This is a genomic window from Staphylococcus agnetis, assembly GCF_002901865.1.
GTDB classification, from domain to species: domain Bacteria; phylum Bacillota; class Bacilli; order Staphylococcales; family Staphylococcaceae; genus Staphylococcus; species Staphylococcus agnetis.
Genome location: NZ_PPQF01000094.1, coordinates 1 through 25,941, shown reverse-complemented (window position 1 = coordinate 25,941; position 25,941 = coordinate 1). Strand labels below are relative to the sequence as shown.

Here is a 25,941-nt window from a genome sequence, read left to right as displayed (position 1 = left end):
ACTTTACACATACTTATATATATTAATTTAAACAGACTGTAGACAACCCACACTATTGTTAAAATTATTAATGTTTTTAACATTTGAATCACCTCAAGTCTCCAATAAACATTTAACTATTATATAATATTATAGTTATTTATTTTAAATGTCCATTAAAAATCCCCCTCTATATATTGAAAATAGAGGAGGAAGTTGATTACATAGTAAGGCTTTTATAGATATGCTGGGATGTATATTGAGTATAGTAGCCTTCTGTAAAACAGTTATTAATTCTTATTCTCTTTACGGCGTGTGACAAATGCTGTTAATCCTAAAATTGCTAACAATGTACCAAATAATGTTGTTGTTTCTGTAGACGTCGTCTGTCCTGTTTTAGGCAACATTGATTTCATATGTTTATCATTTTGTTGTGCTTTCTTTTGGGACATTTCATGCGTACGTTTATGATTTTTCATCATAGGTTGCTCTCCTGTTGTAGGAGGCGTCATTTGATGACGGTCTTGTATCATTTTAGGGCCTTTAGGTTGTTCTTGTTTTTCTTCTTTAGGCATTGGCATCGGTTTCGGAACGTTCGGTTGTGGATGTTTTTTCATCATATGATCTTTATCTTGTTCCGGTTTGATTTGATGGTCTGGTTGTTTTTCAGGTGTTGGTTTTTTCATCTCATCTTTAGGCTTTGGTACGTCATTTTTATCTTTAGGTGGTTTATTTTGATCCTGTGGTTTCATTTTATTGTTATCCTCAGGTTTTGGTTGAATTTGAGGTTTGTCTTCACCTTTAGGTTTTTCTTTATCTTCATCCATTTTAGAATCTTTAAGCGCTGAAATTGCTGTTCCGCTTCCAGTAACGTTGTCTTTGAACACTTTTATTTGATTGCTCCATCCAACATGAGCAACTTTTTCTTCTGTTAACGGATTCTTGAAGCCAAGTAATTGCGTATCAAATTTAATTGAATCGGCGTTTTCATTAAATGTACCATTAAACACAATTAAATATTGTCTGTTTAATGGTGTTGCTTCAAGATGATAACCATGCGAATTCGTAAATAACATTTTATCAAAAAGATACGTGACATCTTTGAACATGCTTTGATTACGAGGATTAATAGTTAAACTTTGGTTTACTAATCCTTTACCAATATATTCATAGACTTTCACTGACGTTTTACCTTTTAAATCTTGACCGTGTACCAACATTGCTGATACCAAACCACTTTTTGCTTTTTCCGTTTGACTTGTTACATATGTAATATGTTCAAACGTTTTCTTTTCCGGGTTGATATGGCTGAATGTACCATTCACTTTTACACCATGTTGTGATGCGCCTTGATCATAAGTTACATTAATTTGGCGCTCAGTTTTTAAATTTCCTAACGTTGCCATTACTGTTTGTTTACTATCATTTAAAACATTTTGACGATTAATATATAAATCTAAGTTTAAAGAGACGTTAATATTTGTACGTTGATTCACATAATCTGTAAACGTATAACGTAATTTATGGTTATCAACTAATTTACCAACTGCCACTGTATGCTTACCTTCTTTAATATTCGGAAGGACACGATTATCTACAACACCTTTAGTATTAACATTGTCAGATAAATGAATATCTACATAATCTCCAGATTTAACGTCTTTCCCTAATTTCCATTGATATTTTAATTTAAGTTTATCACCTTTATGTGGGTTGATATGTTTTAAATTCTTCTTATCAGTATTTGCTTGATGCACTTCTTTAATTTCCGCAGATTGTACTTTCACTTTAGACGTAATGTTTCTAATATCTTTAACAGGTTTTGTCTGTTTTAATGCATCGATAACATTTTCTTTCGCTTTTGGTGGATTAACTTGGTTATTTTTAGGTGTTTGTGGCGATGGTGTTTTACTTGGTTTTGTTGATTGATGATGATCTTGCGGATTTACTTTTGGTGTTGTTTTGTCTATATTTGCGTGAGTGGATTGAGTTGCTTGATCCACTGTTTGTGGTGATTTTAATTCTGATGAAGGTTGATGTTGCGTACTTTTGTCAGTTTGAGCTGACGTGTTTAAAGCGGGCTGTGTGATGTTGTTATTTTTTAAATTTGTATGCATTTCTGTATTCGGATTTGATGATTTCTGAATATCTTTGTCAGACTCTGATGCTTGGGCATCACCGGAACCTATATTTCCTAAAAAGATGATCATCCCTAAAACGACAGATGCGGCACCAATGTTGTATTTTCGAATACTATGCGTGTGTTTAATCTCGTTGTTCATTCGACTTTCCTCCAATTTAAAAAATTTTTATGAATTTCTTCTGCTAAAAAAGTACTGCTTACATAGACCATAACACCTAAAATTAAAAATAAATAGTGCTAAATACTATATTTAAGATATTTTAACATTGTTTTTAGATAATTTATGGTATTCTTAAGGTTAGGAGGATAATAGAATTCTTTTGGTGTAATGATACACTTATTTTCAGATTATTTTGCCTTGCTTTAAATAAAAAACTAGCAATTAAATGATTTTAGTAGGATAATGATAGAACGTTACATTTTGGAGTGTTGAAAGTGCAAATAGAATATAAACTTTCTCAAGCAAAAAAGGGTGCTTATTTAAGTATTGTGACCTACACTGCTTTAACTATTTTGAAAATTTTATATGGTTGGATAGCTAATAGTCATGGTTTAACCGCAGATGGTATTAATAACGCGACCGATGTAATCAGCTCTGTGGCAATCTTGATTGCATTATATATTTCACAAAAACCAGTCGATAAAAATCACCCTTATGGACATTATCGCTCAGAATTTATTGCATCGCTGATCGCCGCTTTTATTATGTTTGCGGTGAGTATTCAAGTTATCACGACGGGTATTCGTCATTTTTATGAAGGCTCTTTTCATGAACCGAGTCATTCTGCAGTCATCGTGGGCTTAATATCAGCACTTGTAATGTTTATGGTCTTTTTCTATAATCGAAACCTGTCTAGACGTGTCAATAGCAGTGCCTTAAAAGCGGCGAGCTATGACAATTTATCTGATGCTTTAGTCTCTATAGGTACGGTCATTGGAGTTATTGGCGTTTATATGGGCGTCCCAATGTTAGATACCATTGCCGCTATTATTATTGGTTTACTTATCATGAAAACAAGCATCGATATATTTAAAGAGACAGCAATTACACTTACAGATGGTTATGATGAAGATGCGTTAGATGAAATTTACACTATTATTTCACAAATTAATGGTATCTATGAAATTAGAGATATTAAAGCACGGAGTCACGGTGTAATGTCTTTTATAGATGTTACAATATCAGTGAATCCGCAACTCAATGTGATTGAAAGTCATGAAATCTCAGACCTCATTGAAACTGAATTACAACAACATCTTGGTGAAGTGGAGACAATTGTCCATATTGAACCTCATATATCATAAAATAAGCCCTAAAGTTCGTAAATTGAACTTTAGGGCTTTTACTTATTTATGGGTTTACGCTCTAACTTTATTTATATTTATTCTTTATCTTTTTGCTTACGACGTCTAAATGCGAACACCATACCTAATAATGCCATTACGATGGCCCATATACCAGTTTGTTGCGTTGATTGACCTGTTTCTGGTAAGGACTCAGAACGTTGTGGTTGTGATTGATCTTTGGCGTTATCATGCGTTGTTGCTTCTTGAGATGTCGTAGTGTTATTGGCAGTTAAGTTTTGTTTAGTGTTACTATGTGATACTTCATTTTGTACTAACACCGTTTGATCTTTCATTTTGTTTGTAGAAGTTATAGTGTCATGCTTCGTATTCGTTGTACCTTGACCAGCTTTAATATGGTTGTTTAAAGACGTCGATGGCGATGGATTCGCATTGTTTGTTGTCTGATTCATCATTTGAGGTTGAAGCGTTGTCTCTTCTTTTACATCTTCAGACGCCGTGCCCTCATCTTTCAATTCATTTGAAGGTTGTGTTTCTGATTTATCTTCCGTCTTAGGTTCTGTCTCTAGCGTATCTACAGTGACGCGATCCTCTTCTAGCGTTTCTAAAGCATCACTCACATTGTTTTCAGAAGTAACATCGTTTAATTCTGGTTCATTTTCAATAGATACCGTTGGGTCCTCGTTTATCTTAACCTCTGTTGTAACTTCAGGCTCAGGTACATCTACATTAACTTCATGATTAAATTTAGAAACATTAAAATGATTCACACGGTTTAAATTGATAGAACCAATTCCAGTAATGCGTGTAATTGGATTAAATTGAATAATGTTTCTAAGGTTAAATGAAGGCAGTGTGATAATTGGTTCTACAGGTGAATCTTCTACCACGTCGTTTTCTTCGATCTCTTCCGTTACACCTGTGTTCGATCCTGTCATACCTTCTGGTGTTGTGTCTTCAACATATTCTACCACATTACTTTCTTCGATCTCTTCCGTTACACCTATGTTGGATCCTGTCATACCTTCTGGTGTCGTATCTTCAACATAATCTACGACGTTGCTTTCTTCGATTTCTTCTGTTATGCCTGTGTTTGATCCTGACATGCCTTCTGGTGTTGTGTCCTCAACGTAATCTACCACATTACTTTCTTCGATCTCTTCCATTACACCTATGTTGGATCCTGTCATACCTTCTGGTGTCGTGTCTTCAACATAATCTACGACGTTACTTTCTTCGATCTCTTCCGTTACACCTGTGTTCGATCCTGTCATGCCTTCTGGTGTTGTGTCCTCAACATAATCTACCACATCGTTTTCTTCAATTTCTTCCGTTACGCCTATGTTGGATCCTGTCATACCTTCTGGTGTCGTGTCCTCAACATAATCTACCACATTACTTTCTTCGATCTCTTCCATTACACCTATGTTGGATCCTGTCATACCTTCTGGTGTTGTGTCCTCAACGTAATCTACCACATCGTTTTCTTCAATTTCTTCCGTTACGCCTATGTTGGATCCTGTCATACCTTCTGGTGTCGTGTCTTCAACGTAATCTACGACGTTACTTTCTTCGATCTCTTCCGTTACACCTGTGTTTGATCCTGACATGCCTTCTGGCGTCGTGTCCTCAACATAATCTACCACGTTACTTTCTTCTATTTCTTCCGTTACACCTGTGTTCGATCCTGTCATACCTTCTGGTGTCGTGTCTTCAACGTAGTCTACCACGTTACTTTCTTCGATCTCTTCCGTTACACCTGTGTTCGATCCTGTCATACCTTCTGATGTTGTGTCTTCAACGTAGTCTACCACATTGCTTTCTTCTATCTCTTCCGTTACGCCTGTGTTCGTTCCTGTCATACCTTCTGGTGTTGTGTCTTCAACGTAATCAACAATATTTGTATCTTCATAAAATTCTAAAGCACCGGCATAAGAACCTGTCACATTATCAGGCAAAGTGTTCTCTTCGAACTCGATAGGTGCACTATCAGCGAATTCTTCAGTTACTGCTTCTTGCGCCCCAGTCATCCCATCTGGCATTGTATTTTCTTCAAATTGAATTGGCGCACTATCTTCATATTCCTCTACAACGGTTTCATTTGAGCCACTCACAGTTTCTGGAACTGAATCAAAACTAATAGTTAACGGATCTTCTTCTACTTCAACCATTGGTCCATTATATTGGCCACTGATAGCACCAGTACCTGTGTCTTCTGTAAACACAAAATTATTCGACTCAATTATTGGTTGATCGATACCATTACCAGTACCTTTATTGCTGTAAAATACTACGCCGTTATCCCATTTTACAGACGTGTAATAATATGGGTAAGTCGATGGATAACCAGCTAATTCCGTTCTAAAGTTAAGTTCATTTGCGTTGTTAAAATATTGGCCTTCATACGTAACCACATACGTTTTAGTGAGTTCATTTAAATCTACGTAATATCCACCACTATTTATAGTTAAATTATTTTTAAAAGTATCTGTTACATCTTTAAATAAATTTGTATCAGATGTATTAACGTATACACTTTGATTCAAAGGATTGTTACTTAAATATTCATAGATTTTAACATTAGGTTGTGTTGTTGTAGGCGCACCACTAGTAATATTACCCGTTAATCTAGAGTTATAAATAGTGCTTTGACTAGGATTTACATACGCAATATGTTTAAACGTATTTGTATTTTTGTCTAAATATTCAATAGAACCATTAATATTAACGCCTCTTAAATTAACACCTTCAAGGTAATCTATAACCACTTCTTTTGATGTTGTTTGTCCATTCAGTGTAGCTGTAATTGTTTGATTTCCTTCGCTTGTCACCACTTTAGGGTCGATAAATAAGTTTAAACTTAAATTCCCTGTTACATTAACTTTATTGTTAATATAATCCGTAAAAGTATAACGAATTGTATTATTATCGATAAGTTGACCTGTGGCCATTACTAAAGATCCATTTAAAATGTCAGGTAATTTTCGAGCTGTAGAAATTCCTGATGTATTGACATTATTGGATAAAACAAAGTCGAAGTAATCTCCTTGTTTCATTCCATCTGGAAATTTCCAATCATATTTTAGTGTGACGCGCTCTGCATTGTGTGGATTTACTGTGCTATTTCCTTCAATTGATGAAGAAACAATTTGAACTTTATTAGTAATATCTGAACCAGTTGTTGCCGTTGAATTTGTTGATGATGAAGTCGTTGTTGAGTTGGATCTGTCTGGTGTTGAAGTTGTCGTTGTTGTAGATGTTTGTTGTGAAGGTGTTGATTCTGTAGATGATTGCGTTGTAGTTGTCGTTTCTGTTGATGGTGTAGACGTTGTTGTGGTATCTGCCGTTGCATTGTTTTGTGTAGACGTTGTTGTGGTATCTGTTGTTACATTGTTTTCTGTAGATGTTGTTTGAGGTGTAGTATCCATTGATGAACTTGAAGGTGATGTCGTTGTTGTACTTGACGTCGTGTCATTGTTCATTACAGTAGCATCAGTAGCCGATGTATTTGTAGGTGTTGTTGTCGTGGAGGTTACGTCACTGTTAGGCGGAGTTGGATACATCGCCACTTGATTACCAGATACGTTCGTGGCATTCACATTTGGATCGGTCGTTGTTTGATCAACTGCAGATGTTGTTGTTGCACTTCCAGAACTAGAAGTTGACGTGTCACTAGAATCTGGTGATGCCCCTTCTTTTTTCTTTTTACTTGTTTCACTTTGGCCAGGTAATATTTCTGCAGCACTAACTTTTTCCTCAGTAATGAGTCCAAAAAAGACGAAAAGTCCTAATAATACTGATGATGCCCCTGCTTTATATTTGCGAATACTATGTCTTTGTTTAACTTTTTTCTTCAAATAAATTCCTCCAATATATCCCTTAATTCTCCCTAATTTATAGCAGCATTGAGTATCATATCATTTATGGACGTAAAAAGATATCATGAAATTTAATATTTAAGCGAGATTTAATGTTACACTTTGAAGTCTTTAATACGATAATATTGTTATATTACACCTCAAGAAAATGATTTACAAAGTACTTGCTTTGAATGTAAATAATCAATCTGAATTATTAATTAAACTGTAAACCGTATGTCGAACAATTTATAAAAACTGATGGTAAATACAAACTTTCTCTCACTGTTCATTAATAGTACGTTTTACCATCATCTTCACTTTTTTAAACCATTGCACATTATTGGACAATAAAAAATGAGACGATCATTCTCATGTTTGAGTCGTCTCATTCTTCAATATATCGTGTTTAAATTAGGTTATTTTCCATTGCATAAATCGCTGCTTGAGTCCGGTCTGATACTTGTAATTTATTAAAAATATGACTGACATGCGTTTTAATGGTTTTTTCTGAAACAAATAAATGTGCCGCAATTTCTTTATTGGTTTTGCCTTTAACCATTTCTTTTAATACTTCTCTTTCTCGTTTTGACAATTTATTCACATGATGCGGTTTAGTCACTACGTTATTCATTACGGCTTCCGCTTCTTTATGAACAACACGTGCACCAGCAATCACTTGATCAATAGCACTAATCAATTGTTCCGCTTCAACATCTTTCATTTGATAGCCATCTGCCCCCTCTTCTAAAGCAGACATGACGTGTTCATCATCTACATAGCTTGTAAGTACCAATACTTTTATATGTGGGTAGCTTTTTTTGATTTCATGAATTAATTCAATCCCGTTCATTTCTGGCATTACTAAGTCAACAAGAATTAATTGAGGATTGATTTCGTTTGTTTGTAACGCCGAAAGTAAGTCTTTGCCTCGTCCATAACTCCCGACAACTTGAAAATCATCCTTAGTAGCAATCAAAAATTCCAAACCTTGTCTTACGATATAATGATCATCTACCAGTGCAATAGATTTCATTTACTCACTTCCTTTTCGGTGTAGTGGAATTTCAATATTAATTTTAACGCCTTGCGTGCCATCAATTGTAAAGTGTCCATTTAATAAGGCTACACGCTGTTTTATATGTGATAAACCGTGTTGTCCTTTGTCATCAATGTTACGGGGATTGAACCCTTCACCTTTATCATAAATTTGAACAGCAAGTCGTTCACTATTTTGATTTAAATCTACATATACAATGGCGACATTCGCATGCTTCTTACTATTATTCATTGCCTCTTGGATGATTCGATACGCATGAACTTCTACTTTACGGTCTAAATCAATTAAACCATGAACTTTAATATCAACATCTATGTGAATCAATTGCGCATATTGTTTAATGGCATGAACGAGACCTTGTTCTAAGCCAACAGGTTTCAATTGCCAGATTAATGCGCGCATTTCATTGACAGCGTTTTGGCTCGTTTGTTCAATTTGATAAAAAGCCTTTTTTGAAGTCGGCTCATAAGACATCTGTCCCGCCGCATGTGCAGTTAATTTCAAAGAAAACAACATTTGATTGACTGAATCGTGTAAATCTCGTGCAAGTCGATTACGTTCATTAATTAAAGCAGCCTCTTTTTCTTGATTTGTTAAATAGATGCGCTTTATTGCTGAACCAATTTGAAATGCGACTGATTCTAGTAATTCCAAATCTTCATCAGAATAATGTGTCGTATGGGGTGTGGCGACATTCAATAATCCAAATTGTTCATTCCCAGAACGTAACGGCACCGTAGCATGGTGGGTTATATCTTCTGTATCATCTTTGAACTCTTGACTTGCCAAATTAATTCTTGAGCAATTAATAATATTAGAAGCTTTCGTTAATTTTTTATTATGATACGATTGGACACACCAACAAGGACCTTCTGTCATATATTTGCAGTCATGACTTGTCAAAGCACGCGGTAATTCATAATCTGCTTCTAAAGTATGCGCCCCATTCTCATCAATAAAAAATACCCAACCTGTCGTAAAATCACTACCTTGAATTAGAGACTTAAGCGCGCCATGTAACATAGGTTCTAATTCTGTTTCTTCGTTCAAAAATTCAGCTATTTCTTTTAATAATGCAAGGCGTGTTGGTTTCTCCATATGATCACTCCAAAGTTTCACTTATCTCATAGTATACACGTGAATAATTGTCTCGCAAAATACAAATGTTTATCGATTATTTAAAAGTGCGTGATTTTAAAGAGATGCTTTAATAAACTTAAAAATGTAAAATACATCCCACTTAAATATGGTATGATAGTTGAGATAAGGAGGCTATTATGAAATTTACTGTAGCAGAACCGTTTGATCAAATGCGTTTAAGAGAGATATTTAAAGCTTTAAAATTACCTAAAAAAGATTTACATTTACTGAACATGTCTAAAGAAATTTTAGTAAATGATGAAATGACAACGCTTAATCATATAGTGAAAAGCGGAGATGAGGTTGTTCTTCCTTTACCTATTGAACAAAGTCAATATGTCCCAAGTTACCGACATGCGCATATTGCTTATGAAGATGATTATTTAGCAGTAGTCTATAAACCAAAAGGTGTGAAAACACATCCGAATGACTTAAAAGAAAGTAATACGTTGATGAATCATGTTATTTATACGTTAAATGTTGATTATGTCGAACCTATTCACCGTTTGGATCAAGAAACGGTAGGCTTATTAATTGTTGCGAAGCATCCGATTGTTAAGAAAATCTTAGATCGTATGTTAGAGGATAACGACATACATCGTATTTACCGCGCAGAAGTCAATAGTCTTTTACCATTGAAACCTCAAACAATTGATCAGCCGATTGGTAAAGACAAATTTCACCCAAATAAACGTCGCATTTCACCAACAGGTCAACGTGCGATTACTCATATTTTAGATTCTAAATTACTTAAAGAAGGTGTGTGTGAAGTCCATCTCAAACTTGATACTGGCCGTACGCATCAAATTAGAGTACATTTAGCAGCATTAGGCTATCCTGTAATTGGTGACCCTTTATACGGGCATTCTAAGTTACGACAACTTAAACTTGAAAGTTATCAAGTGCGCTTTAAACATCCTATTTTACAACGTGAAATCAATGTGTCATTAGATGATATCAAACCTTAAAAAACATCTGTCATGAAAATCCATGACAGATGCTTTTTTATTTTCTATTAAATTTCTTTTTAAACCGATTTACCCAGTTGGACTTAGGTCTCACGGTTTGTCCAGTTTCTACGATATTTTCTTTTTTTAAATTCACACCATATGTGATGGCTTCATCCATAAGTGCTTCTTGTGAATTAAGCGGTGCTTGGTCATTTTGAACGTAATGATATTCCCCATAACGATCTTGATAACGTCCTTTTTGATTATCGTTTAACTGTAATTCTAGGTAAGCAACAAGGCGTCTTGCGATTTTTTGGTTCAACACAGGGAATAAGATTTCGACGCGTTTTATCATATTACGTGTCATCATATCGGCTGATGATAAATACACTTTTTCATCACCATTATTATAAAAATAATAAATACGAGAATGTTCTAATAAGCGCCCTACGATACTCACAACTTCGATATTGTCACTCACACCTGGAATACCTGGTTTCAAACAACAAATACCGCGAATGATGAGTTTAATCTTCACACCTGCTTGAGAGGCTTCAAATAATTTTTTAATTAATGCTTTATCAGTAAGTGAATTCATTTTCATCATCATTTTGCCATTTCCATATTTCAAATGGCTCTGTACTTCTTCATCGATACGTTCAATAAATAAATCGCGAATTTCATAGGGTGATACGTTTAATTGATGATAATCCGGTTTGATTGAGTAACCGCTTAAATAGTTGAAGAAACTCATCGCATCTTTTCCAATATCACTGTTTGTAGTGATAATACCCATATCTGTATACAATTTCGCTGTTTTATCATTGTAGTTACCTGTACCGAGATGCACAAATGGTACGAGCTGTCCTTGAATACGCTTAATGATTAATGTGATTTTACTGTGTGTTTTTAAATGTGTCATGCCATACATGACATGACACCCTGCTTCCTCTAACATACGTGCCCAATGCACATTATTTTCTTCATCAAATCGCGCTTTCAATTCAACCAATACTGTTACTTGCTTTCCATTTTCAGCAGCGTTTTTAAGTGCTTCAATAATAGGTGAATCACTGCTCACTCGATATAAAGTCTGCTTAATCGCAATCGTATCAGGATCTTCTGAAGCTTCTTTAATAAAGTCAACGATTGGATCAAAAGATTCATATGGATGATGGAAGAAAATATCACGTTTCATTGCCAAATCAAATATATTATTATTCCCCAAAGATTGCGGTAATTGAGGCGTATAACGTGGATATTTTAAATCTTTTAATTTGTTAGATAAATGATCTACTAATGCGAAAACCATCGTTAAATCTAATGGTCCATCTGTTAAATACACATCCGCTTCATCTAACTCTAAAATATCAGTTAACCAATCTAAATTATTCTCAGGATGTGAACGATTATCTATTTCTAGGCGAACTGCCGCACCACTTTTACGTTCTTTTAGAAAGCGCTCTATTTCAATAAGTAAATCTTCTGCGCCATCCTCATGAATTGTTAAATCAGCATTTCGGGTGATACGGAATGTATACGTATTTAGAATTTCGTATCCATTAAATAAATGCCCCATAAAGTAACTAATTAAATCCTCAATCAAAATAATATAATGTTTATTGCCTTCATTAATGGAAATAAAACGTTTTAATAATGCCGGTATTTGTACAATTGCAGAATTAATTTCATTACCTGTATCGATATCCACAAAAATATTTAATGTTTTATTATTTAGTTTTGGAAACGGACGATATGCATCTATACCTAACGGTGTTAATGTAGGTAGAATTTCATTTAAGAAAATGGTTTCTAAACGTTCAATTAACGTTTCACTCAAATCTTCAGGTTGACTGACGTATACATCATAGTCTTTTAATGCTTCGATGAGTTCGTTATATCGTTGGTATTGAAACGCTACATTTTTACGGTTTTTCTTTTCAATCTCAACTAGTTGTTCTGTCGGTGTCATTTGTGTTTTATTTTCAGGCTTATCAAAGCCCATTTTAACTTGATCTTTTAACCCTGCCACTCGAACCATAAAAAATTCATCCAAGTTTGAACTTCCAATTGCGATAAAATTAAGTTGTTCTAACAGTGGATTTGATGTATCGCATGCTTCTTGAAGTACGCGATAATTAAAATCTAACCAGCTGACTTCCCTGTTATTGTAGTAACTTGGGTGATTAATGTCTAAATTAGTATTCTTATTTGTCACTTGTTCACTTCACCTCATTAATAAATCCCAAAGGTCTTTTCATACTTAATTTTAGAATAACATAACATGCTTTCCGGTAAACATAGAGCCACGGTTAAGATTTAGTAAAGTTAATTTTAACGTCGTCTTTTAGCACTTTCTCTAAATGCTTTTTCTGACGAAGTGTTTGGTATGCTTCAGCAATTGGTTCCCCGCGATAATAGACATCGAGTTGGAAACCGTCTTTATCTTTTGTCAATGTCATGCGATTCACTGTATTTGTATTAGAAATATTCATCGCATTGACAAATTTTACAATGCCACCTAACGTTTGAATATCACTTAATTCCTCTGAAGCGAACCATCCTGTTTCGTCACTGTAAAATTTCAATAACGTTTTATTTTTAAAGCTTGCGAGTAAAGCGAGTGTGACGCGTTCTTTGTGTGTTAACCCATTAATACTTGAATTGGCAATTAAATAATACGTATGTTGAGAACTAGAATCTGAATCTATGAACTTACCAAGATAATAAAGGTAAGCAGCTTCTAAAAACAACTGTTGAAGCGCGTCATTAATATCAAGTGCTCTAAATTTAGAAATTTGATCAAATAATGACGATGCAAGTTTGACACGTTGTTTCGCACCACTTTGTTCGATATGATATTCGTTTGCTAGATGTTTTAAAGCATCTTGTCGCACGTGATGTCTTGAAAACTCGCCAGGATAGGCGTTCGCGATTTGATTCATGATAAAGCCTTCTCGAATACCTTTACGTGAAAACGTAAATGCACTGGCATCCATCATGTCGTACAATGTATTAAATACAGCAACAGCTGGTAAAATGATATCAGCACGATCACGACTTAACCCATCTAAAGTTGTTAAGTCATCTCGTGATGTTTTTTTCAACAGTTGATACACTTCTTTCAATCCTTCAAATGTCATCGTATAGCCATGCACACCTGCAATAGGATATTGATGTGTAGATTGATGAATACGTGCACAGTTTCGTGCTGAACCACCTATACCAATTAAAGGAACGTGTTGGTTATTTATCCAATCCAATTTCCCGAATTCATTTTTCAAAAATTTTTCCATTTTCTTAATCGCATCTTTGTCATTATGATCCTTATTTTCAAAGAACATTCTTGAAAGTGTAACAACGCCAAATGGAAAACTTGTAGCTTGTTTAATTCTACGGTTCTCAAAATACGTGAGTTCAGTAGACCCACCACCGATATCTACTGTAATACCATGATTGATGCCTGTCGTATGTGTTACTGCATAAGACCCATAAAAAGCCTCATCTTCTTCTGGAATTAAAATAATTTCGAGCCCCACTTTTTTCTTAACGTGTTTCAATATCTCTTTTTTATTCGTAGATTGGCGAATGGCAGCAGTAGCAATAGGAAATAAATTGTCGACTTTAAATTTATCTGCCACTTTTTTAAAACTGTGTAATGCTTCAGTTAAAACTTCAATTCCTTCGTCAGACATCTTATGTTTATCGTCTAAATATTGACTTAGTCTCGCTGGTGTTTTAATATTTTGAATTTCATTGAGTCCGGTTTCTTGGTTATATTGGAAAATTACTAAACGAATCGTATTCGATCCGATATCGATTAAACCATTTCGTTCCATTGCTGCAAAAATCCTCCTTAATTACTTCGGATGTACCATATCTTCGGGTTTAATCCACGCATTAAATTGTTCTTCAGTTAAGTGACCAGATTGAATTGCTGCTTCTTTTAACGTTAAGCCTTCTTTGTGCGCTTTTTTAGCAATTGATGCCGCATTTTCATACCCGATGTGAGGGTTCAATGCAGTTACAAGCATTAATGAACGATTTAAATAACGATCAATATTGTCTTCAATCGGTTCAATACCTACAGCACAATTGTCATTAAATGTATTCATACCATCAGCTAGTAAATAAATGGATTGTAACGTATTGTGCAAGATGACAGGTTTAAATACATTAAGTTCAAAATTACCTTGTGAACTGGAAAAGCCTACTACAGCATCATTACCCATTACTTGTGCTGCAACCATTGTTAACATTTCACATTGTGTAGGGTTCACTTTCCCAGGCATAATTGATGAACCTGGTTCATTTTCTGGAATTGAAATTTCCGCAAGCCCTGCACGCGGACCTGATGCCAACCAACGAATGTCATTAGCAATTTTCATTAAATCTCCAGCTAACGCTTTCAAAGAACCATGTAATTGGACGACTTCATCATGTGCTGTTAATGCATGGAATTTATTTTCAGAAGATACAAATGGATAGCCTGTATTTTGTGAAATGTAATGCGCCACTTTGTCGCCAAATTCTGGATGTGCATTAATACCTGTACCTACTGCTGTACCTCCAATGGCTAAATTAAGAATATGCTTTTTAGACTCTGTGAGCAGTTGTTCACATACATCTAACATATAGCGCCATCCACTAATCTCTTGCCCTAATGTTATCGGCGTTGCATCCTGAAGATGGGTACGGCCAATTTTTATGATGTTTTTAAATTCAGATTCTTTTTTATAGAATGTGTCACGTAAACGTTTTAAAGCTGGTTCCAATTTAGATTCAATTTCATGATATAAAGCAACGTGCATCGCAGTCGGAAATGTATCATTAGAGCTTTGAGATTTATTTACATCATCGTTAGGATGAATATGTTCATCCATACCTCGTTCTTTTAAATACGCGTTTGCGACATAACTCACTACTTCATTGACGTTCATGTTACTTTGTGTTCCGCTTCCAGTTTGCCACACAACTAATGGAAAATGTTCATCTAATTCACCATTTAAAATACGGTCACATGCATACACAATCGCTTCTTTTTTTGCGTCACTCAACTTGCCTAATGCATGATTTGCTAATGCTGCACCACGTTTTAATTGCGCAAAGCCATATATCACTTCGATAGGCATTTTTTCTTTACCTACTGGAAAGTTTTGTTTGCTTCGTTGTGTTTGAGCACCCCAATATTTATCTGCTGGCACTTCAATTTCACCGAAAGTATCATGTTCAATTCTTACTGACATTTAGATTCGCTCCCCTTTAATAATATGTATCTTCACTTAAATTATAGCATTAAATAAAAACAAGGTTCAATTGCGTGCATGCGTACAATATAAAAAAGATGAAAGCGTTTTTAACTTTCATCTTTTTATATCGATAAGGCAAGATTTAATTTTATATTACGAAGTAAATTTATGTTTCGTAGCTTGTACAATAGCCACTGCAGTCAAAATATAAAGGATGAGCCCGAGCGCTAACGTTATTGGACTAAACATAATAAAAAAACCTAAAATTCCAGAAAGTGATGTATAAAGGTCTTTAAGATAAATGAATAATGCCATCGTTACTGCAATACAACATAATACACTGATTACAATGCCCTTTTGATTATTATGTATAAACACGTTTGCATTCACATCTTCTTCAAACAAACCATTTGAAAGATTCATTTGCATTTTTACAACTTTAAAAAGGATCGGCAAATATAACGTCCCGAGTGCAAGGGGAAATCCCTTAATTGAAATTAAATTGATGAGTGTAGAAGCAATAAGTAGCGGCAACCACATCTGATAAAGTTTCATATATTAACACCTTTCATAGTACCATTTCTGTCGTATATTATAATTTATCTTTCTTCATAAAACAACGCACGCTCCTACTACGATGTCACTCAATAACAAATTAATATATAAAAAGAGTGAGGGTCATCATGTGATAAACACCCCACTCTAGTTTCACATTATTGATCTGAACGAATATTCGGGTCATGTGATTGATTGACTTTATCTTGATCATTTGTCTCAGAAATCTGTTCCATTTCTTTACCTAATTGAACGAGATCTTCGAAATTATCTACCATTTCATTTTCATGTTCAATATGCTTTTCATCAGACATTACATCACCCCAGTTCTATTATGCATAAAGAGAAGTGAAATATTCTCTTACGTCATCCGGTAATCCTTGAGCTGCAGCTTCATCAAGAATCACATTCACCATACGGTGTGTTTTCAAACTAGAAGGAATAAAGCTCGTATTACCATTATCCTCATATAATTTTTTAATCACATCCGCTTTATCGCTTCCAGTCACAACAACAAAAATCTCGCGTGCTGGTTTTAAGCCATTATTAACAGGGACACCAAATTCCCCTTTATTATTAATAGACACGACTTGTAATGTAAGTTTACCTTTATTGTCTTTCGTTTTCGCTTTTTGTTCAATGAATTTTTCTACTTCGTCTTCTTCTGGGATTTCATGAATTTGTTTTTCAGGTACACCAAGAGCCTTAAAATATGACGCTTGTTTATCATAATCTAAAATGTGAATTTGACTAAAATCAACTGCATGGTCGTTAACATTATGTTTTAAATAGTCAAAGACAGGCGCTTCCTCTTCACTAAGATGAAATCCTGCTATCGTCGTTGGATTATTATTAAATTGTTTTCGAATGATATCTGCCGCATAAACCGCTACAGTATCTTTGTCTTTAAATACTTTAAAGTTCATTGCCATATTCTTACACTCCTCTATTATGCATTCTTGTCATTAACATTATTACATACATACCCCATCTTGATTGTTTTTAAAACATTGATATCGTCATCTACTATAACGATATCTGCATGTTTACCTTCACGGATGCTACCTTTTTGATGAAGTATATTTAATGCCTTAGCTTGATTATAACTTGTTACACGCCATAAATCTTCTAAATTCCGATGCGTATATTGAATTAAATTTTTTAATCCTTCATTCATTTTTAAAATACTACCTGCAAGTGCACCATTTTCAAGTCGGGCAGTTTCATGCGTTACAGTTACGTTTTGACCACCCAAGTCGTATTCTCCAGGTCCTAAACCTTTGGCACGCATCGCATCTGTAATTAAAAACATGTGAGATAATCCGTTCATTTTAAAAGCAATATCAACGGATGTTGGATGTGAATGTATACCGTCACCAATTAATTCACAACGTAGAAACGGATTTGTCCATGCTGCACCAAACACACCAGGATCGCGATGAGTAAATGGTGTGGCCGCATTGTATAAATGAGTAATATGTTTTACACCGCATTGAACCGCTGCGTTCGCTTCGTCATAAGTAGCTACTGTATGGCCCATCGAAAAAATAATGTCATTACTATAAGCTTTAATAACATCGTGTGCACCCTCCACTTCTGGTGCAATTGTAATGATTTTAATGAGTTGATTAGCCGCTTTTTGAAATGCATTTATTTGTGCTATCGTAGGACGTTGCACATATTTGGGGTTTTGCGCCCCAACTTTATGTTCAGAAATAAATGGTCCTTCTAAATGTACACCTAAAATTTCAGCTTCATGAGTAGTTTGTTGTTGTTGATAATGTGCAATGGTATGTAACGCATCGATAATTGCTTCATTCGATTGCGTCATAGTCGTTGCAAGGTAACTTGTTGTTCCTTCTGACAAAAGATTTTTAGATAAATGTTTTAGACCTTCTTCATCCGCATCCATCGCATCGTGACCATAGCCTCCATGAATATGGATATCGATAAAACCAGGTAAAATGTGACTTCCAGAAACATGAATAACATCTAAATCGCCTTCATAAGGTTCATGGCCAATGTACGAAATAAGGCCGTCTTTAATTTTTAAATATCCATTATCAATCACACCATCTTCAGTATAAATCTTACCGCCCTGTAAAATGTATTCTGACATATCTGATCTCCTCTTTATTGTAAATTCGGATACCCTTGTTGTCTTAATGCTTCATAAATTAAAATCGCAGCTGTGTTAGATAAATTAAGTGCTCTTACATTATCGTTCATTGGTATACGCATTGCCGTATTTTTATAAGTGTCTTTAACCCAATCAGGTAATCCTGTTGTTTCTTTACCAAAAATAAAATAATGATTTGTATTCGTATCTGAAAAATCTAAAGATGTATGATTCTTTGATCCAAATTTCGTTAATAAATAATATTCACCTTCAGTTGATTCGAAAAACGCTTCGATGCTATCATGATATGTGATATTAACAAATTGCCAGTAATCTAAACCAGCACGACGCAACATTTTATCATCAGTACTAAACCCTAATGGGCGAATCAAATGTAAGTGAGTATCTGTCGCAGCACATGTACGTGCGATATTTCCTGTATTTGCAGGTATTTCAGGTTGATATAATACAACATGAATAGTCATTTCTATAGTCTCCTCATTTCTAAACCTTTTATCATTTCTTGTTGAACTTCTTCTAATTCATCATCATAACGTGACATAATGTATTCTCGTGCTGCTTCCCCTAATATTTGACCAATCGCCCAATACGCTGTACCCCTTATCATAGGACGTGGATCATTTTCAGCAACCTGTTTTAAATCAGGTATTGCTGTTGTTTCGTTAAAATGTGCTAACGCGATGATCGCATTACGTTGAATTGGCTTTTTACCCCGCCATGCACCGGCCAAATGTCCATAAGTTGCTTTAAATTCTTTATTAGACATTTGTAAAAGTGGAACTAATTTAGGTTTCAATATTTCTGGCTCAAGAATAATATCTTCTTGTTCTGTATTAATCCCTCTATTTTTTGGACATACTTGCTGACACGTATCACATCCATAGAGACGATTGCCTATCTTATATCGATATTCATCTTTTAAATAACCTTTTGTTTGTGTTAAATAACTGATACATTTCTGGCTGTTGAGCTGACCATTCCCTACTAACGCACCTGTAGGACAGCGATCAACACAAATCGTACACTCTCCGCAACTATCCAAAATTTGCTCATCAGGAGGGAAAGGTAAGTTGATTAACATTTCGCCAAGATACGTCCATGTGCCGAGCTCAGGATTAATGACAAAGCCATTTCGACCCGTAAACCCTAAACCAGCACGTTCAGCTACTGCGCGATCAGATAAAACACCCGTATCAACCATAGACATGATTTCAACATCAGGTACTTTAGATTGAATAAACGCCGCCAAATCATCTAAACGTCTACGCATAATTGTATGATAATCTTGCCCCCATGACGCCCGAGCAAACATGCCTCTACGTTTACCTCGAACACTTTTGGGTGCATTTTTTAACTTATTAGGATATCCTACTGCAATCGCAATAATGGATTCTGCTGAAGACATAGATAATTTAGGTTCTACCCTTAACGCTATGTCAGATTCTTCAAAGCCTGAGGCATATCCTTTAGTGTGGTATTCTATTAACTTGTTTTTCAGTTCATCAAATGGATCTGCCGTTGTAAATCCTATGTCATCAATACCAATTTGATGTGCATATGCAATGATTTCTTGTTTTAACGTTACTAAATCCATCTCAATCACCTCACAAAGTCACGCTATTATTTTACCATAATTTCAAACAGACGCTTCACTAAAAATTTTGATTCAAAGGCTTCACTTTTTTTGCATTCAATTCTTTAATTACAAAAAAAGTATTTCCTAAATATATCATATCTAAGAAATACTTTCTTTTTATTAACATTGATTACATCACACGTTTTAAGAAGCTTTTAGTACGCTCATGTTGAGGGTTTTCAAAAATCGCTTCAGGAGGCCCTTCTTCTACTACAATCCCATCCGCCATAAATACAACACGATCACTGACGTGTTTTGCAAAATCCATTTCATGTGTGACCACTACCATCGTCATGCCTTCTTTAGCTAGTGATTTCATAACATTTAAAACTTCGCCAACAACTTCTGGATCTAACGCAGATGTTGGTTCATCAAATAACATAACTTTTGGATTCATAGCTAGCGCACGAGCAATCGCAACCCTTTGTTTTTGACCGCCTGATAATTGGCTTGGATAGGCATCTGCTCTTTCTTTAAGACCAACTCTATCTAATAGTTGTAATGCCTGTGCATTTAAATTTGATTTTTGTCCCTTTTTAAGTAATTGCGGTGCTAAAGTAATATTATCAATCACTTTTTTATGTGGGAATAAATTAAAATTTTGAAACACCATACCCATATCTTGGCGCAAAGTATCTATTTTAGTATCTTTTTTTGTTAAATCTTTATTTTCAAACCATATCTCCCCTTTTGATGGTCTTTCTAAAAGATTCATACAACGTAACAATGTACTTTTACCACTACCTGACGGTCCAATTATTGCTACAACTTCACCTTGATGAATATTTAAATTAATCCCTTTTAACACATCTTGCTTACCAAACGATTTATACAGTTGTTTAATGTTAATCACTGATTTTCAATCTCCCTTCAAAAACATTCATTAATCTTGATAACGTGAATGTTAAAATGAAATATAAAATTGCAGCTACTAATAGTGGTGTGAATGGATCAAAGGATGCACCTTGAACAACTTGTGCATTAAACATTATCTCACTAACCCCAATCACTGAGATAATCGATGACTCTTTAATTACAGTTACAAACTCATTACCTAAAGCAGGTAAAATATTTTTAATTGCTTGAGGCATAATGACGCTTTTCATCGTTTGAGCGTAGTTCAATCCTAAACTACGTGCTGCTTCCATTTGTCCTTTATCTACTGCATTAATTCCCGCACGAATAATTTCTGCAATATATGCTGAACAATTGATAACTAATGCGATTGCACCGCATATAAATGCCGATATATCCAATCCTAAAACAGCAGTTGTTCCGAAATAAACAAGAAACACTTGAACAAGTAATGGCGTGCCTCTAATGAATTCTATATAAGCTGATGCTAACCATTTCAAAGGTTTAATAGAACCTATTTTCATGAGTGCAAATAACGCACCGAAGACCGCTCCTAATACAACACCAATGAGTGAAATAAAGATTGTGTTCTTCAATCCTGTGACGAAGAAATTACCATATTTTGATAAAAAACTTCCTTCATCTTTCATTGCTTCAGCCGCTTTATCTTCAAATTGTGCGATTAAATTTTTCTTTTCAACATCTTTAATCGTCGTATTAACTCTATCTAACAATTCAGGAGAATTTTTAGGTACAGCAATGGCGGTTTCTTTTTTTGAATCTGCAAAAGTAGCTTTAGAAAAAGTTAAATCTTTGTTTTGCTTTAAGTATGCAGTACCTACAGCACTATCTAATACAATCGCATCTAATTTGTTACTTTTAAGAGATAAAATGACTTCAGGTACACGTGTTAATGACTGTACCTCGGCATCTTGAATTTCTGAACGCGCAAGTTCTTCTTGAGTTGTTTGTTTTTGTGCACCAATACGTTTTCCTTTCAAATCATCTAACGTTTGAAATTTATCTACATCCTTTTTACGAATAATGACTTTTTGATCAACTTCCATATAAGAGTTAGAAAAATCGACTTCCTTTTTTCGTTCGTCCGTAGGTGTCATCCCTGATATGATGACATCCACTTTACCTGTTTTTAAAGCACCTAACAAACTATCAAACTGCATATTGACTATTTTTAATTTAACGCCATTGTCTTTCGCTATTTTTTTAGCCAATTCGATATCTATCCCAGCATATTCACGTTGGCCATTCACTGTACGCTCAAATTCCATAGGGGCATAATCAGCAGATAATCCTACGCGTAACTCCCCTCTAGCTTTAATTTTATTCCATTGATCATCATTTACTGCTTTAGACTGTGGGCTAATAATGCTCGTTAATACTATCATTACGACAAATATAGCAGTGAATAACTTCCCCAAAATATTCATTGAACAACCTCCCTTTAAATAATATTCATTATTATACATATATTCGTAAATTTATGCAATAAGGTTTTAAAAAAGAGATGACAGACGTTTTGAATGTCATCTCTTTAACTATGAATTTTACTGCTTAGGTATTTCAAATCGATATATATCATCTGAGTAACCAGTTATCCATTTTTTACATAACTGATGGACAATAAAACCTAACGTAAATGGTATGATAAGGTAACCGAATGTTAACAACAATATATTCATAATTGGATCCCCAGACATACGTGCGAATGCATTTAAGGGCCCCACTAAACCTGTATACCCAAATCCTGCAGACATTGGTGTGCCTTTAATACCAATTAAATAAGTAAGTGTACCTGTTATAGCACCATTAATTGCAAGTGGAATCATAATAATAGGATGTTTCAAATAAACAGGAATCATCATTTTCGCAGCACCAATAAATAGTACAACATTCACACCCAATTTATTCACACCTAGTGACCCAAAGATAAACGTTACACATGCAGCCACGATCCCCATATTACCTGCACCACTACCAAGGCCATCTAATGAAATGGCAGTCGCAATCGCCACGACGGATATAGGAGTCACCATTAATAATGCAAAGGTCATGGAAATAAGGATACACATGAGTAATGGATTAAGTTCAGTGAAGGATTGAACCATGGCACCGATGGCTTGTGTTACTTTGCGCACGTGCGGTAAAATTGTCAATCCTACAATCCCACTTAATACTGGAATTAAAACAGGCAAAATAATCATTTCTAATGAACCAAACTTGTTTTTTAAAACTAAAAATAGAAAACAAGCTAAGATAACGACTAAAATAATATTAATTATGTCCCCAATACCTTGTAGAAAAACTTGCCCATTTTTATATTGAATTGCTCCAGAACCAAGCATCGCAGATATGCCTGTAATCGCGACACCTGGTCCCGAAAATTTAAAAGCATGTGCTGCCAGAGCACCTATGATAAATGCCATAAAAGACTGAATGATGAGCACAAGTTGGTACATTAATTCTAATGTAGGTTGGCCATCTTTAAAGAATTTTAAAAACTCACCTAATAGTGCATTAGGAAGCAATGCAATGACGACCCCTGCACCAACAGCGTTAAGGATGTTCGTAAAAAATTGCTTTTTTTCTGAATTTGATTTTGGCAATGTTTGCCCCTCCTCAAAATTAATATATCTATCATAATATATACAGTGTCGTGTCTCAATCACTTGTGTAGTTTTTCTCTCTATATTATTAAAAAATATACTGTTTAAATGTTGGATACCTTGAAACCAATAAAAAAAGCCGCATTATATGCGACTTCGAACGAATGATATACCGGTGGTCGGGGTCGAACCGACACGTCTGTAAAGACACGGGATTTTGAGTCCCGCGCGTCTGCCAATTCCGCCACACCGGCAATGTACAAAAAAACTCCCATTAACTTGGAAGCAATCATTTGGAGCGGAAGACAGGACTTACACCTGTACCTCTTTCCGGGAAGGAAAGTGTTCTAAGAATTGAACTACTCCCGCATAAAATTAAATAAATTGTAATTTGGAGCGGAAGACAGGACTTACACCTGTACCTTTTTCCGGGAAGGAAAATGTTCTGAGAGTTGAACTACTCCCGCATATTTAGTATTTAAATGGAGGCGGCAACCGGATTTGAACCGGTGAATAGAGGTTTTGCAGACCTCGGCCTTACCACTTGGCTATGCCGCCAAAAGGAACTGGGCTAGCTGGATTCGAACCAGCGAGTGACGGAGTCAAAGTCCGTTGCCTTACCGCTTGGCTATAGCCCATTAATATGAAATAAAGGGCGGCTGATGGGAATCGAACCCACGAATGTCGGAACCACAATCCGATGCGTTAACCACTTCGCCACAGCCGCCATGGCAGGGGCAGTAGGAATCGAACCCACATCAAAGGTTTTGGAGACCTCTATTCTACCGTTGAACTATGCCCCTATGCATAATATGGTGGAGGGGGGCAGATTCGAACTGCCGAACCCGAAGGAGCGGATTTACAGTCCGCCGCGTTTAGCCACTTCGCTACCCCTCCATACATGGTGCCGGCCAGAGGACTTGAACCCCCAACCTACTGATTACAAGTCAGTTGCTCTACCAATTGAGCTAGGCCGGCAAACATAAAAAAGTGGTTCAGGACGGAATCGAACCGCCGACACAAGGATTTTCAGTCCTTTGCTCTACCGACTGAGCTACTGAACCATTTTTAAAAATGGCGGTCCCGACGGGAATCGAACCCGCGATCTCCTGCGTGACAGGCAGGCGTGTTAAACCGCTCCACTACGGGACCTAAAAATATTGCGGGAGGCGGATTTGAACCACCGACCTTCGGGTTATGAGCCCGACGAGCTACCGAACTGCTCCATCCCGCGTTAATAGAAATGTAAAAATTAAAATGGCGGAGGAAGAGGGATTCGAACCCCCGCGAGCCGTTAAGCCCCTGTCGGTTTTCAAGACCGATCCCTTCAGCCGGACTTGGGTATTCCTCCAAAATTATATGGACCTTGCAGGACTCGAACCTGCGACCGAACGGTTATGAGCCGTTAGCTCTAACCAACTGAGCTAAAGGTCCGAATAATCATTTCTATCAACTATAAATAGTGGCGGCGGAGGGGATCGAACCCCCGACCTCACGGGTATGAACCGTACGCTCTAGCCAGCTGAGCTACGCCGCCGTAAATAAGTTGGTTGATATTAAATTAAATGGTGGAGACTAGCGGGATCGAACCGCTGACCTCCTGCGTGCAAAGCAGGCGCTCTCCCAGCTGAGCTAAGCCCCCATATAGGTATTATTTTAAGAAGTCGGGAAGACAGGATTTGAACCTGCGACCCCTTGGTCCCAAACCAAGTGCTCTACCAAGCTGAGCTACTTCCCGTAAAGCTATGGTAGCGCGCCCGATAGGAGTCGAACCCATAACCTTTTGATCCGTAGTCAAACGCTCTATCCAATTGAGCTACGGGCGCATATTTAAATCATGGTGCCGAGGACCGGAATCGAACCGGTACGGTGATCTCTCACCGCAGGATTTTAAGTCCTGTGCGTCTGCCAGTTCCGCCACCCCGGCAAAATAATGGAGCAGAAGACGGGATTCGAACCCGCGACCCCAACCTTGGCAAGGTTGTATTCTACCGCTGAACTACTTCTGCTTAATGCGGGTGAAGGGAGTCGAACCCCCACGCCGTAAGGCGCTAGATCCTAAGTCTAGTGCGTCTGCCAATTCCGCCACACCCGCATAAATGGTGAGCCATAGAGGATTCGAACCTCTGACCCTCTGATTAAAAGTCAGATGCTCTACCAACTGAGCTAATGGCTCTCACATGGTGCCGGCCAGAGGACTTGAACCCCCAACCTACTGATTACAAGTCAGTTGCTCTACCAATTGAGCTAGGCCGGCTATTAAAATGGTGGAGAATGACGGGTTCGAACCGCCGACCCTCTGCTTGTAAGGCAGATGCTCTCCCAGCTGAGCTAATTCTCCAATATGTAAGCTTGGCAACGTCCTACTCTCGCGGAACGTAAGTCCGACTACCATCGGCGCTAAAGAGCTTAACTTCTGTGTTCGGCATGGGAACAGGTGTGGCCTCT

18 protein-coding genes, 24 tRNA genes and 1 rRNA gene are annotated in these 25,941 nt (G+C 36.2%); 2 read left to right on the top strand and 41 right to left on the bottom strand.

Features of this window, described 5'->3' with window-relative positions; all coding sequences use genetic code 11:
- Window positions 1–269: 269 nt before the first annotated feature.
- Window positions 270–2,261 carry an Ig-like domain-containing protein gene (locus CD172_RS11730; RefSeq protein WP_103346448.1) on the bottom strand — a complete coding sequence of 664 codons (1,992 nt, stop codon included), beginning with the start codon at window positions 2,259–2,261 and terminating at the stop codon, window positions 270–272.
- A 296-nt stretch (window positions 2,262–2,557) separates the two neighbouring features.
- On the opposite strand from CD172_RS11730, the gene CD172_RS11725 reads away from it, so the two are divergent.
- The gene (locus CD172_RS11725) at window positions 2,558–3,427 is read left to right on the top strand and encodes a cation diffusion facilitator family transporter (RefSeq protein WP_103346447.1); all 870 of its coding nucleotides are present in this window, start codon (window positions 2,558–2,560) and stop codon (window positions 3,425–3,427) included.
- A gap of 77 nt (window positions 3,428–3,504) precedes the next feature.
- Here CD172_RS11725 and CD172_RS11720 read toward each other — a convergent pair whose 3' ends face one another.
- From CD172_RS11720 to CD172_RS11710, 3 genes are all read right to left on the bottom strand, one after another.
- A complete protein-coding gene (locus CD172_RS11720) occupies window positions 3,505–7,284 on the bottom strand; it encodes a fibrinogen-binding adhesin SdrG C-terminal domain-containing protein (RefSeq protein WP_103346446.1) in 3,780 nt (1,259 codons plus the stop codon).
- A 409-nt stretch (window positions 7,285–7,693) separates the two neighbouring features.
- The gene (locus CD172_RS11715) at window positions 7,694–8,320 is read right to left on the bottom strand and encodes a response regulator (RefSeq protein WP_103346445.1); all 627 of its coding nucleotides are present in this window, start codon (window positions 8,318–8,320) and stop codon (window positions 7,694–7,696) included.
- Entirely contained in the window at window positions 8,321–9,442 is a 1,122-nt protein-coding gene (locus tag CD172_RS11710) for a GAF domain-containing sensor histidine kinase (RefSeq protein WP_103346444.1), read from the bottom strand.
- Between the two features lie 179 nt (window positions 9,443–9,621).
- Between CD172_RS11710 and CD172_RS11705 the strand changes: the two genes are divergently transcribed.
- Entirely contained in the window at window positions 9,622–10,452 is an 831-nt protein-coding gene (locus CD172_RS11705; RefSeq protein ID WP_060551394.1) for an RluA family pseudouridine synthase, read from the top strand.
- Window positions 10,453–10,489: 37 nt separating this feature from the next.
- Here CD172_RS11705 and CD172_RS11700 read toward each other — a convergent pair whose 3' ends face one another.
- The 37 genes from CD172_RS11700 to rrf all read right to left on the bottom strand — a co-directional run.
- The gene (locus CD172_RS11700) at window positions 10,490–12,652 is read right to left on the bottom strand and encodes an RNA degradosome polyphosphate kinase (protein WP_103346443.1); all 2,163 of its coding nucleotides are present in this window, start codon (window positions 12,650–12,652) and stop codon (window positions 10,490–10,492) included.
- Between the two features lie 94 nt (window positions 12,653–12,746).
- Window positions 12,747–14,273 carry an exopolyphosphatase gene (gene ppx, locus CD172_RS11695; protein WP_103346442.1) on the bottom strand — a complete coding sequence of 509 codons (1,527 nt, stop codon included), beginning with the start codon at window positions 14,271–14,273 and terminating at the stop codon, window positions 12,747–12,749.
- A 21-nt stretch (window positions 14,274–14,294) separates the two neighbouring features.
- Window positions 14,295–15,680: a class II fumarate hydratase gene (gene fumC, locus CD172_RS11690; RefSeq protein ID WP_103346441.1), complete on the bottom strand. Its 1,386-nt coding sequence runs from the start codon at window positions 15,678–15,680 to the stop codon at window positions 14,295–14,297.
- Window positions 15,681–15,836: 156 nt separating this feature from the next.
- Window positions 15,837–16,238, bottom strand: a complete 402-nt coding sequence (locus CD172_RS11685) for a hypothetical protein (RefSeq protein ID WP_103346440.1) — start codon at window positions 16,236–16,238, stop codon at window positions 15,837–15,839.
- Window positions 16,239–16,396: 158 nt separating this feature from the next.
- A complete protein-coding gene (locus CD172_RS12785; RefSeq protein ID WP_165804964.1) occupies window positions 16,397–16,552 on the bottom strand; it encodes an SAS053 family DNA gyrase inhibitor in 156 nt (51 codons plus the stop codon).
- A gap of 18 nt (window positions 16,553–16,570) precedes the next feature.
- Window positions 16,571–17,170, bottom strand: coding sequence for a 6-phosphogluconolactonase (locus CD172_RS11680; protein WP_060551399.1), 600 nt, complete (start codon window positions 17,168–17,170; stop codon window positions 16,571–16,573).
- A gap of 17 nt (window positions 17,171–17,187) precedes the next feature.
- On the bottom strand, window positions 17,188–18,357 hold the full coding sequence (nagA, locus tag CD172_RS11675; RefSeq protein ID WP_103346439.1) for an N-acetylglucosamine-6-phosphate deacetylase: 1,170 nt from the start codon (window positions 18,355–18,357) through the stop codon (window positions 17,188–17,190).
- A 14-nt stretch (window positions 18,358–18,371) separates the two neighbouring features.
- Window positions 18,372–18,842, bottom strand: a complete 471-nt coding sequence (gene trmL, locus CD172_RS11670) for a tRNA (uridine(34)/cytosine(34)/5-carboxymethylaminomethyluridine(34)-2'-O)-methyltransferase TrmL (RefSeq protein ID WP_060551401.1) — start codon at window positions 18,840–18,842, stop codon at window positions 18,372–18,374.
- A gap of 2 nt (window positions 18,843–18,844) precedes the next feature.
- Window positions 18,845–19,972, bottom strand: coding sequence for a tRNA epoxyqueuosine(34) reductase QueG (queG, locus tag CD172_RS11665; RefSeq protein ID WP_060551402.1), 1,128 nt, complete (start codon window positions 19,970–19,972; stop codon window positions 18,845–18,847).
- Between the two features lie 172 nt (window positions 19,973–20,144).
- Entirely contained in the window at window positions 20,145–20,867 is a 723-nt protein-coding gene (locus CD172_RS11660) for an amino acid ABC transporter ATP-binding protein (RefSeq protein ID WP_103346438.1), read from the bottom strand.
- The gene (locus tag CD172_RS11655; protein ID WP_103346437.1) at window positions 20,860–22,317 is read right to left on the bottom strand and encodes an ABC transporter substrate-binding protein/permease; all 1,458 of its coding nucleotides are present in this window, start codon (window positions 22,315–22,317) and stop codon (window positions 20,860–20,862) included. Before CD172_RS11655 ends, CD172_RS11660 begins: the two co-directional genes overlap by 8 nt.
- A 117-nt stretch (window positions 22,318–22,434) precedes the next feature.
- Window positions 22,435–23,493, bottom strand: coding sequence for a PTS sugar transporter subunit IIC (locus CD172_RS11650; RefSeq protein ID WP_060551405.1), 1,059 nt, complete (start codon window positions 23,491–23,493; stop codon window positions 22,435–22,437).
- Between the two features lie 170 nt (window positions 23,494–23,663).
- Window positions 23,664–23,747 (bottom strand) — tRNA-Leu (locus tag CD172_RS11645).
- Between the two features lie 40 nt (window positions 23,748–23,787).
- Window positions 23,788–23,862 (bottom strand) — tRNA-Gly (locus tag CD172_RS11640).
- A gap of 23 nt (window positions 23,863–23,885) precedes the next feature.
- Window positions 23,886–23,960 (bottom strand) — tRNA-Gly (locus CD172_RS12780).
- A 16-nt stretch (window positions 23,961–23,976) separates the two neighbouring features.
- Window positions 23,977–24,051: transfer RNA gene (locus CD172_RS11635), tRNA-Cys, on the bottom strand.
- An 8-nt stretch (window positions 24,052–24,059) separates the two neighbouring features.
- Window positions 24,060–24,131, bottom strand: a tRNA-Gln gene (locus CD172_RS11630).
- A gap of 16 nt (window positions 24,132–24,147) precedes the next feature.
- A tRNA-His gene (locus CD172_RS11625) sits at window positions 24,148–24,220 on the bottom strand.
- A gap of 2 nt (window positions 24,221–24,222) precedes the next feature.
- Window positions 24,223–24,296, bottom strand: a tRNA-Trp gene (locus CD172_RS11620).
- Between the two features lie 10 nt (window positions 24,297–24,306).
- Window positions 24,307–24,390, bottom strand: a tRNA-Tyr gene (locus tag CD172_RS11615).
- Window positions 24,391–24,395: 5 nt separating this feature from the next.
- Window positions 24,396–24,471: transfer RNA gene (locus CD172_RS11610), tRNA-Thr, on the bottom strand.
- A gap of 13 nt (window positions 24,472–24,484) precedes the next feature.
- Window positions 24,485–24,557, bottom strand: a tRNA-Phe gene (locus CD172_RS11605).
- Between the two features lie 11 nt (window positions 24,558–24,568).
- Window positions 24,569–24,645: transfer RNA gene (locus CD172_RS11600), tRNA-Asp, on the bottom strand.
- An 8-nt stretch (window positions 24,646–24,653) separates the two neighbouring features.
- A tRNA-Met gene (locus CD172_RS11595) sits at window positions 24,654–24,727 on the bottom strand.
- Window positions 24,728–24,751: 24 nt separating this feature from the next.
- Window positions 24,752–24,844: transfer RNA gene (locus CD172_RS11590), tRNA-Ser, on the bottom strand.
- Between the two features lie 9 nt (window positions 24,845–24,853).
- Window positions 24,854–24,927 (bottom strand) — tRNA-Ile (locus tag CD172_RS11585).
- A gap of 29 nt (window positions 24,928–24,956) precedes the next feature.
- Window positions 24,957–25,030, bottom strand: a tRNA-Met gene (locus tag CD172_RS11580).
- Between the two features lie 29 nt (window positions 25,031–25,059).
- A tRNA-Ala gene (locus CD172_RS11575) sits at window positions 25,060–25,135 on the bottom strand.
- A 22-nt stretch (window positions 25,136–25,157) separates the two neighbouring features.
- Window positions 25,158–25,231, bottom strand: a tRNA-Pro gene (locus CD172_RS11570).
- 14 nt (window positions 25,232–25,245) lie between these two features.
- Window positions 25,246–25,319 (bottom strand) — tRNA-Arg (locus CD172_RS11565).
- Window positions 25,320–25,331: 12 nt separating this feature from the next.
- A tRNA-Leu gene (locus CD172_RS11560) sits at window positions 25,332–25,420 on the bottom strand.
- Window positions 25,421–25,427: 7 nt separating this feature from the next.
- A tRNA-Gly gene (locus CD172_RS11555) sits at window positions 25,428–25,502 on the bottom strand.
- A 4-nt stretch (window positions 25,503–25,506) separates the two neighbouring features.
- Window positions 25,507–25,588, bottom strand: a tRNA-Leu gene (locus CD172_RS11550).
- 5 nt (window positions 25,589–25,593) lie between these two features.
- Window positions 25,594–25,669, bottom strand: a tRNA-Lys gene (locus tag CD172_RS11545).
- Between the two features lie 5 nt (window positions 25,670–25,674).
- A tRNA-Thr gene (locus tag CD172_RS11540) sits at window positions 25,675–25,750 on the bottom strand.
- 8 nt (window positions 25,751–25,758) lie between these two features.
- Window positions 25,759–25,834: transfer RNA gene (locus CD172_RS11535), tRNA-Val, on the bottom strand.
- Window positions 25,835–25,843: 9 nt separating this feature from the next.
- Window positions 25,844–25,941: ribosomal RNA gene (gene rrf / locus CD172_RS11530) — 5S ribosomal RNA — on the bottom strand; the annotation flags it as partial.

Coding starts and splice junctions, on each gene's coding strand:
- CD172_RS11730 (WP_103346448.1), bottom strand. CDS start 2,261: ATGAACAACGAGATTAAACACACGCATAGTATTCGAAAATACAACATT.
- CD172_RS11715 (WP_103346445.1), bottom strand. CDS start 8,320: ATGAAATCTATTGCACTGGTAGATGATCATTATATCGTAAGACAAGGT.
- CD172_RS11710 (WP_103346444.1), bottom strand. CDS start 9,442: ATGGAGAAACCAACACGCCTTGCATTATTAAAAGAAATAGCTGAATTT.
- CD172_RS11705 (WP_060551394.1), top strand. CDS start 9,622: ATGAAATTTACTGTAGCAGAACCGTTTGATCAAATGCGTTTAAGAGAG.
- ppx (WP_103346442.1), bottom strand. CDS start 14,273: ATGGAACGAAATGGTTTAATCGATATCGGATCGAATACGATTCGTTTA.
- fumC (WP_103346441.1), bottom strand. CDS start 15,680: ATGTCAGTAAGAATTGAACATGATACTTTCGGTGAAATTGAAGTGCCA.
- CD172_RS11685 (WP_103346440.1), bottom strand. CDS start 16,238: ATGAAACTTTATCAGATGTGGTTGCCGCTACTTATTGCTTCTACACTC.
- CD172_RS12785 (WP_165804964.1), bottom strand. CDS start 16,552: ATGTCTGATGAAAAGCATATTGAACATGAAAATGAAATGGTAGATAAT.
- CD172_RS11680 (WP_060551399.1), bottom strand. CDS start 17,170: ATGGCAATGAACTTTAAAGTATTTAAAGACAAAGATACTGTAGCGGTT.
- nagA (WP_103346439.1), bottom strand. CDS start 18,357: ATGTCAGAATACATTTTACAGGGCGGTAAGATTTATACTGAAGATGGT.
- trmL (WP_060551401.1), bottom strand. CDS start 18,842: ATGACTATTCATGTTGTATTATATCAACCTGAAATACCTGCAAATACA.
- queG (WP_060551402.1), bottom strand. CDS start 19,972: ATGGATTTAGTAACGTTAAAACAAGAAATCATTGCATATGCACATCAA.
- CD172_RS11655 (WP_103346437.1), bottom strand. CDS start 22,317: ATGAATATTTTGGGGAAGTTATTCACTGCTATATTTGTCGTAATGATA.